Origin of the sequence: Arthrobacter sp. (assembly GCF_031179385.1) — a bacterium.
Lineage (GTDB): Bacteria > Actinomycetota > Actinomycetes > Actinomycetales > Micrococcaceae > Arthrobacter_D.
The window spans coordinates 1-6557 of record NZ_JAPSHV010000067.1 but is presented as its reverse complement, the minus strand read 5'-3'; the positions used below and the strand labels follow the sequence as shown (position 1 = coordinate 6557).

7 protein-coding genes are annotated in these 6557 nt (G+C 61.7%); 6 read left to right on the top strand and 1 reads right to left on the bottom strand.

What is annotated here, in order from left to right; all coding sequences use genetic code 11:
• Positions 1–33: 33 nt before the first annotated feature.
• Entirely contained in the window at positions 34–621 is a 588-nt protein-coding gene (locus RIF85_RS10330) for a DUF3043 domain-containing protein (protein WP_309071825.1), read from the bottom strand.
• Positions 622–680: 59 nt separating this feature from the next.
• Between RIF85_RS10330 and RIF85_RS10325 the strand changes: the two genes are divergently transcribed.
• The 6 genes from RIF85_RS10325 to RIF85_RS10300 all read left to right on the top strand — a co-directional run.
• Entirely contained in the window at positions 681–2096 is a 1416-nt protein-coding gene (locus tag RIF85_RS10325; protein WP_309071824.1) for a dipeptidase, read from the top strand.
• A 193-nt stretch (positions 2097–2289) separates the two neighbouring features.
• Positions 2290–2673 carry an iron-sulfur cluster assembly accessory protein gene (locus RIF85_RS10320; protein WP_309071823.1) on the top strand — a complete coding sequence of 128 codons (384 nt, stop codon included), beginning with the start codon at positions 2290–2292 and terminating at the stop codon, positions 2671–2673.
• A 224-nt stretch (positions 2674–2897) separates the two neighbouring features.
• Positions 2898–3782 (top strand): cytochrome c oxidase subunit II, encoded by an 885-nt coding sequence (gene coxB / locus RIF85_RS10315; protein ID WP_309071822.1) that lies wholly within the window; start codon positions 2898–2900, stop codon positions 3780–3782.
• A 4-nt stretch (positions 3783–3786) separates the two neighbouring features.
• Positions 3787–5508 carry a cytochrome c oxidase subunit I gene (gene ctaD, locus RIF85_RS10310; RefSeq protein WP_309071821.1) on the top strand — a complete coding sequence of 574 codons (1722 nt, stop codon included), beginning with the start codon at positions 3787–3789 and terminating at the stop codon, positions 5506–5508.
• Complete coding sequence (locus tag RIF85_RS10305; protein ID WP_309071820.1) at positions 5509–5910, top strand: cytochrome c oxidase subunit 4; 402 nt, start codon at positions 5509–5511, stop codon at positions 5908–5910.
• A gap of 192 nt (positions 5911–6102) precedes the next feature.
• A partial coding sequence (locus RIF85_RS10300; RefSeq protein WP_309071819.1) for a GntR family transcriptional regulator occupies positions 6103–6557 on the top strand: 455 nt, incomplete at its 3' end.

Below are 6557 nucleotides of genomic sequence, written 5' to 3'. Positions count from 1 at the left end.
GGGAAGGAAGCCTGCGAACCAGGCTGCTTAGCTCTAGGCGGGGTACTGGCCGCGGCCGACCTGCGTCTTGGGCAGTCGGAGCCGGCGGATCTGCATGGCGCGCGAAATCCCATACCAAAGATCTCCTCGGCCGGGCTCGCCGAATTTTTCGGTCAGCCGGGCCTTGAGCTTGCGGCGCAGCAGCAGGCAGTCGACAACCACGGCAAGGATGATCACCCAAAAAGTGAGCATGACATAACCCTGGAACGTGAGGTTCGGGACGAAGCTGAGCACAACGAAGACCAGCGCGGCGAACATCAGAAACTCGGCAACGTTCCACCGGGCATCCACGTAGTCGCGAACGTACCGGCGGGCAGGGCCCTTGTCGCGGAAGGGGAGATGACGTTCGTCGCCGTTCTCGAGGGCGCGGCGCATGCGCATCTGCTCCTCGCGGCGGGCCAGCCGGTTGGCTTCACGTGCTGCCTTGCGGTCATTGGGAACGAGGGGGCGCTTGCGTGCGGCCTCCTGGACGCTGCGCTTCGGCGTGGGCACACCCTTGCCTGCCGACCTCAGGCGTTGCTCCTCTGCGGCTTGCTCGGCGGGGTTCTCAGCAACGGCAGCGTCTTTTTTTCGTCCAAACACCCCTCTAGGATACCCGGCCAACGGGCAGCGGATTCCGCGCCCGTGTGTAGGCTCGGGGCATGATCAAGCTATCTACCGATACCCTGCCGGAGACTATGGTTACCGCCTTGCGTTCCAGCGTTGACGCGGCCTTCTCGCGAACCGTCGAGGAGCTGAAGTCCCTTGTCGCCATCCCGGGCGTGGCCTGGGAGGCCTTCAACCCCGCCGAATTGGACCGCAGCGCCGAAGCGGTCGCCGCCCTGGTGCGTTCCACCGGCATCGAGGACGTGCGCATTCTGCGAGTCGACAACGATGGCACGCCCGGAGGTCCCGCGGTCGTGGCGCGGCGCCCTGCGGACGCAGGAAAGCCGACAGTGCTCCTGTATGCACATCACGATGTGCAGCCGCCGGGGGAGCGCGACCTGTGGGAGAGCGAGCCCTTCATCGCCGAGGAGCGCGGGGAGCGGCTGTACGGCAGGGGAGCGGCAGACGACAAGGCCGGTGTGATGGCACATATCGCTGCCTTCCGGGCGGTTTCCGATGTGCTGGGCGACGGCCTTGGCCTCGGCATCACCCTCTTCATCGAAGGGGAGGAGGAGGCCGGGTCTCCCACGTTCCGCCGCTTCCTTGAAGAGCACCGCGAGTTGCTTCGCTCCGACGTCATCGTGGTTGCCGACTCGAGCAACTGGAAAGTCGGTGTACCGGCACTGACGACCAGCCTGCGGGGCCTCGTCGACGGCACCATCGAAGTCCGTGTACTGGATCACGCGGTTCACTCGGGCATGTTCGGTGGTCCTGTCCTGGACGCTCCCACCTTGTTGTCCCGCCTGATAGCCACACTGCACGACGACGACGGCAGCGTCGCTATCGAAGGGCTTCTCGCCACGGACGATGCGACCGTTGATTATCCTGAAGCCGCATTCCGGGCGGACGCTTCAGTTCTGGATGGTGTCCAGTTGGCCGGCACCGGCTCCCTCGCGTCCCGGTTGTGGACCAAGCCCGCCCTGTCCATCATTGGCATCGATGCTCCCAGCGTGGCGGTGTCCTCGAATACGCTCCTCCCAAGCGCGCGGGCGAAGTTCAGTCTCCGCCTGGCACCGGGGCAGGATCCTGAGGAGGCGATGGCCGCCGTCGAACGCCACGTGCAGGCGCACGCTCCTTTCGGGGCGAAGGTGACGTTCACTCCCGGAGAGTCAGGAAATCCCTTCTCCACAGATACCACCAGACCCGCCGCCCAGATCGCCCTGTGGGCGCTTCGGACGGCGTGGGGCACGGAGCCTGTCGAGGCCGGTATCGGTGGGTCCATTCCATTCATCGCCGATCTGACAGAGGTATACCCGGACGCGCAGATTCTCGTCACCGGAGTGGAGGATCCTGATTCCAGGGCACACAGCGCGAATGAATCGCTGCACCTGGCCGAATTCAGCCGGGCGGTCCTGGCCGAGGCCCTGATGCTGGCCAGGCTCAATGCCGCCGGCGCAGCGGACGGGTCGTAGCACCTGCCGGGGCGGCTCGAACGTGTGTGGAATGTTTCGCGGGCATGGTTCGTTACATAGCTGGGCAGCCGTGTGCACGGGACGTACCATTGAACGGACGCGCTGCGAAGCGCTAATAGCCATATGCCGCCCGACGCTGTGTTCGTCGGCACGGATCCGGCGCGGCAGGCACAAGCTAAGGAGAACGCACATCATGAGCACATCAACAAGCGAACCGACTACCGAAGTCGCCGCAGAGACCGAACTGCCGGTACACGAGGTAAACCTCTCAGATGTCGCCGCCAACAAGGTACGCAGCCTTCTGGAGCAGGAAGGGCGCACCGACCTCCGGCTTCGCGTCGCAGTACAGCCAGGCGGATGTTCCGGGCTCATCTACCAGCTCTACTTTGACGAGCGTGTACTGGACGGGGATGCGGTTCGCGATTTCGACGGCGTGGAAGTCATTGTCGACCGCATGAGCGTTCCCTACCTCGCTGGCGCCTCCATCGATTTCGAGGACACCATCTCGAAGCAGGGATTCACCATCGACAACCCCAATGCGGGCGGCTCCTGCGCCTGCGGTGATTCCTTCCACTAAGGGACCGCCCACACAGTACGAACCACGAAGCCTCCGCCATGTATCCGAAACAGGTACACGGCGGAGGCTTTGTTGTCACACGATGGCTGCCGTTGCGGGTAAGCTCTACAGTGAGTAGTAAAACTGAAAGTGCATCGCATTTGGGCTGGCGCCCGAGTAGCGGCGTGCACCGGAAATGCTGTCACCGTCGGTGGCACCGCACGTAAGAAAAGGAAGGGCCGTCTGTGAGTTCGCAGGACCGAACCGGCAGCCGACGCGCAAAGATTTTCAAGGTTTCAAGCCTCGTGGTCGTGGCTGCGCTGTTCTTGTCTGGTTGTTCATCAGAAGTCCAAAAAGGTTGGCTGCCCGCTGAGCGGGACAACACCGACCACACCGGCCGGATCATTGACCTGTGGGTCAACTCCTGGATCGCCGCCCTGGTTGTTGGCGTGATCACCTGGGGTCTGATCATCTGGTGCATCGTGGCGTACCGCCGTCGTCGTAATGAGACCGGCTATCCGCGCCAGATCAGCTACAACCTTCCGCTGGAAGTGTTCTACCTGACCATCCCGCTGTTCATGGTGCTGGTGTTCTTCTACTTCACCGACCGCGACCAGCAGGTCATCGACACACGTGTCGAGGATCCCGATGTCATCATTGATGTCCGCGGCAAGCAGTGGTCGTGGGACTTCAACTACGTCCTTGAGGACAAGTATGACGCCGGCGTGCAGGCTCAGCTCGATGGTGAACCAGGAGTACCTGAGACACTGCCGACCCTCTACCTGCCGGTGAACCAGACGGTGGAGTTCCGCCTCAACGCCCGCGACGTACTTCACTCGTTCTGGGTTCCCGCCTTCCTTCAAAAGCGCGACATGATCCCTGAGCGCGAAAACTACATCACTCTGACCCCCACGCGTGAAGGCGTCTTCGAGGGTAAGTGCGCCGAATTGTGCGGCGAGTACCACTCCGAAATGCTGTTCAACGTGGCGGTTGTTTCCGAAGAGGAATACGAAGCGCACCTGGAGACCCTTGAGGACGGCCAGCTTGGCGAAGAGTACGACCGCAATCCGCGTAGCGGGGTCGACGGCGAAACTCCGAGCAGCGTCAACGATCAAATTGGGCAGGATTGATTAGATGTCTACTTACGAATACACCGCCGAGGACGCCGGCACTACAGTCGCTCCGCGGGTCATCCCGCGGTCCAAGGGACGTATCGTCGTCAACTGGATCACCTCAACGGACCACAAGACGATCGGGTACATGTACCTGATCTCGTCGTTCGTGTTCTTCTGCCTCGCCGGTGTGATGGCTCTTGTTATCCGCGCCGAGCTGTTCGAGCCGGGTATGCAGATCCTGCAGACCAAGGAGCAGTACAACCAGCTGTTCACCATGCACGGCACGGTGATGCTCCTGATGTTCGCGACGCCGCTGTTCGCGGGTTTCACCAACGTGATCATGCCGCTGCAGATCGGTGCGCCCGACGTCGCCTTCCCGCGGCTGAACGCGCTTGCTTTCTGGTTCTTCCTCTTCGGAAGCACAATCGCAGTGTCGGGCTTCATCACCCCGCAGGGTGCCGCGTCGTTCGGGTGGTTCGCCTATGCGCCGCTATCCAACACGACGTTCTCGCCGGGTGTCGGTGGTGACCTTTGGGTGTTCGGCCTTGCCCTTTCCGGCTTCGGCACCATTCTGGGTGCAGTGAACTTCATCACCACTATCATCTGCATGCGCGCTCCAGGCATGACCATGTGGCGCATGCCCATCTTCACCTGGAACGCTCTCGTCACATCGATTCTCGTGCTGATGGCCTTCCCGCCGCTGGCTGCCGCGCTGTTCGCCCTGGGCGCTGACCGGCGTTTCGGAGCACACATATTTGACCCGGACAACGGGGGAGCTATTCTCTGGCAGCACCTCTTCTGGTTCTTCGGCCACCCTGAGGTCTACATCATCGCCCTTCCGTTCTTCGGTATCGTTTCGGAGATCTTCCCGGTCTTCAGCCGCAAGCCGATCTTCGGTTACAAGGGCCTGGTTTACGCAACGATCGCGATCGCTGCGCTCTCTGTGACCGTTTGGGCACACCACATGTACGTGACCGGAGCGGTCCTGCTGCCGTTCTTCGCTTTTATGACCATGCTGATTGCAGTGCCCACCGGCGTGAAGTTCTTCAACTGGATCGGCACAATGTGGCGGGGTTCCATCACTTTCGAGACTCCCATGCTCTGGAGCCTCGGCTTCCTCGTGACCTTCCTGTTCGGCGGCCTGACCGGAATCATCCTGGCCTCACCGCCTCTGGACTTCCACGTCTCGGACACCTACTTCGTGGTCGCCCACTTCCACTACGTCGTCTTCGGCACCGTTGTGTTCGCTATGTTCGCGGGCTTCTACTTCTGGTGGCCGAAGTGGACCGGAAAGATGCTCAACGAACGACTGGGCAAGATTCACTTTTGGCTCCTCTTCCTCGGCTTCCATGGAACCTTCCTGATCCAGCACTGGCTGGGCGTGATCGGTATGCCGCGACGTTACGCGGACTACCTACCCGAGGACATGTTCACCGCGATGAACCAGTTCTCAACGATCGCTTCCTTCGTTCTGGGTGCCTCCCTTATTCCGTTCTTCTGGAACGTGTACGTCACTTGGCGCAGCGGTACGAAGGTCGAGGTCGACGATCCCTGGGGCTTTGGAGCATCGCTCGAGTGGGCAACGTCCTGCCCGCCGCCGCGTCACAACTTCACCTCGTTGCCTCGCATCCGCTCCGAGCGGCCTGCGCTTGACCTCCACCACCCGGAGCTCGCGCAGTGGCATACACCAAGTTCACCGGCAGGTCAGCTGCTCGGATCCGCTGATCGGAAGGACGCGTAAATGAAGGTAGAAACTCGGCTCTTCTTCTGGGGAGTACCCTTCTTTGTCCCCGTCGCCCTGGTCTACGGCTTTCTGACCAACTGGTCTGAATGGGTAGGCATTCTCGGTATCCTCCTCGTGGGTGGTCTCGCTGGGATGATCGGCTTCTATCTGGGGTTCACGGGCCGCCGCGTTGGCTTGCGGCCGGAGGACCGCCGTGACGCCGAAATCCATGAGGGCTCCGGCGAACAGGGTCACTTCAGCCCCTGGAGCTGGTGGCCGCTGGTGCTCGGTTTGTCAGCAGCAGGCGGATTCCTCGGTCTGGCCGCCGGATGGTGGATCCTCTACATTTCGGCCGGACTCGCAGCCATTGCGCTCGTTGGATGGGTGTACGAGTACAGCCGGGGAGACCACGCCCACTAGGCGCCTGTAAGGACCCTGATCGGCTCGGAAGGCCTCACACAGAAGTGTGTGAGGCCTTCTCGCGTATCCAGGGGATGGGTACGCATGTCACGTTGTCCCAAGACGCGCGGCGATAGAATGGGTCCATCAGACCGGTCTATGACCGGGCGAGGTAGCCGACGGCGCCGCGCAGTGCACTGAAGGAGTTCTCCCATGCCGAAGCAGCTCAGCGGGCTGAGCACCGCACTGGACGGAAAGGGAGCGAAGCATGTGCAGCTTCGCGAGTTATTGCGCGAGTACATCCTTCAGCATGCCGAACCGGGCACCGCGATTCCTTCTGAACGCAAGCTGACGGAGCACTTTGGGGTAGCCCGGATGACAGTCCGGCATGCAATTGATGCGCTGGTGGCCGAAGAGGTGCTGGAGCGGATCGTGGGCCTTGGCACCTTCGTCGCGCATACCAAGGTTGACCTGCAGATGAAGCTCACCTCATACAGCGAGGAGATGCACCGGCGCGGTATGGTTCCTGATGCTCGGGTGCTCAGCTTCGAGCAAATGGCAGCGACCCCGCTTATTGCTCGTGAGCTGAAGATTGAGCAGGGTACTCCCGTTGTACGTTTCCGGCGGCAGTTGCTGGCCGACCGCGAACCTATGAGCGTCGACGAGAA

Excerpts from the sequence above, each read along its gene's own strand:
- RIF85_RS10325 (WP_309071824.1), top strand. The coding sequence starts at position 681 with ATGATCAAGCTATCTACCGATACCCTGCCGGAGACTATGGTTACCGCC.
- RIF85_RS10320 (WP_309071823.1), top strand. The coding sequence starts at position 2,290 with ATGAGCACATCAACAAGCGAACCGACTACCGAAGTCGCCGCAGAGACC.
- ctaD (WP_309071821.1), top strand. The coding sequence starts at position 3,787 with ATGTCTACTTACGAATACACCGCCGAGGACGCCGGCACTACAGTCGCT.
- RIF85_RS10305 (WP_309071820.1), top strand. The coding sequence starts at position 5,509 with ATGAAGGTAGAAACTCGGCTCTTCTTCTGGGGAGTACCCTTCTTTGTC.